Source organism: Flavobacterium sp. GSP6 (assembly GCF_003984855.1).
Taxonomy (GTDB): domain Bacteria; phylum Bacteroidota; class Bacteroidia; order Flavobacteriales; family Flavobacteriaceae; genus Flavobacterium.
The window spans coordinates 1-1,444 of record NZ_RYDO01000032.1; the positions used below are offsets into that span (position 1 = coordinate 1).

Below are 1,444 nucleotides of genomic sequence, written 5' to 3' on the forward strand. Positions count from 1 at the left end.
TGAACTGCCCCCAAATAATTAGACATTATCTGGGGGTATTTTTATGGAAAGAAAAGTCAGTTACAATTATGAATTTAAACTTCGCTGTGTAAATGAAGTTTTAAAAAATCGTCAATCACTAAGTGTTACAGCTAAAGAGAATGACATAGGCACAACCAGCCTTAAAGATTGGATTAGGTGGTATCTTAAATTTGGAAACGAAGGTCTTTTGCCTGTCCAAAAAAACGCAAATTATAGTTTACGCTTTAAGTTAAAAGTTCTACAAAGTATTGAAAGCAAGTCATTATCTTTGAGTGAAGCCTGTTTAACATTCAATATTCCGACAAGTTCGATAATAAGACGTTGGCAAAGGGAATATGCAAAAGAAGGTTCGGCAGGTTTAAAACCTAAACCCAAAGGAAGACCAGCATCTATGAATTTTAAGAGAAAACAACGAAAAACAGACAAACCATTAACCCGGGAAGAAGAACTTTTAAAAGAACTGGAATATTTGCGAGCAGAGAACGAAATTTTAAAAAAGTTCAATGCCTTAATTCAAGCCGAACAAGCCAATCAAAACAAAAGGCTCAAACCATAATGGAATTAAGGCATAAATATGATTTAGAGGTTCTTCTCAATTGTATGAAAATGGTCAGAAGTAGTTATTATTACCATGAAAAAAGAAGTCAATTAATCGACAAATACAAAGACATTAAAGAATTGATTAAGCAGATTTACAACCACCATAAAGGCCGATTGGGTTACCGTCGTATTACCTTGGTAATCAAACAAAAAGGAATTGTAATTAATCACAAAACGGTATTGCGATTAATGAAGGTTCTAGGATTAAAAAGTTTAATACGATTAAAAAAATATAAATCATATAAAGGAGAACAAGGGAAGATAGCTCCTAATATATTACAGCGAAATTTTAAGGCAACAGCACCCAACCAAAAGTGGGCAACCGATATAACGGAGTTTAATATCTCTGGCAATAAATTGTATCTCTCGCCTATTATTGATTTATTTAACGGAGAAATAATAAGTTATGAATTATCGGAAAGACCCAATTTTAATCAAATATGCAATATGCTTAAAAAGTCTTTTAAATGTATACCTAATAATTCTAATCTAATATTGCACTCAGACCAAGGCTGGCAATATCAAATGAAACAATATCAAATGCTTTTAAAAGAAAAAGGATTAATACAAAGTATGTCTCGAAAAGGGAACTGTTTAGATAATGCAATTATTGAAAACTTCTTTGGAATATTAAAATCAGAACTGTTTTATATTATGAAATTCAAAGACATCAATCATTTAAAAATTGAAATTAAAGAGTATATCAAATATTACAATAATGAAAGAATAAAACTGAATTTAAACGGAATGAGCCCGACACAATATCGGGCTCATTATTATCAAAATTAATTATAAATTTGTCTAAACTTTTGGGTGCAGTCTA

The 1,444-nt window shown here is 30.8% G+C and carries 2 protein-coding genes; both read left to right on the forward strand.

The features are described from left to right. Nucleotides 1-43 precede the first annotated feature (43 nt). On the forward strand, nt 44-577 hold the full coding sequence (locus EKM03_RS14880) for a helix-turn-helix domain-containing protein (RefSeq protein WP_199741575.1): 534 nt from the start codon (nt 44-46) through the stop codon (nt 575-577). After that, complete coding sequence (locus EKM03_RS14885) at nt 487-1,410, forward strand: IS3 family transposase (protein WP_233584117.1); 924 nt, start codon at nt 487-489, stop codon at nt 1,408-1,410. Before EKM03_RS14880 ends, EKM03_RS14885 begins: the two co-directional genes overlap by 91 nt. Nucleotides 1,411-1,444 lie beyond the last annotated feature (34 nt).

Excerpts from the sequence above, each read along its gene's own strand:
- EKM03_RS14880 (WP_199741575.1), top strand. The coding sequence starts at position 44 with ATGGAAAGAAAAGTCAGTTACAATTATGAATTTAAACTTCGCTGTGTA.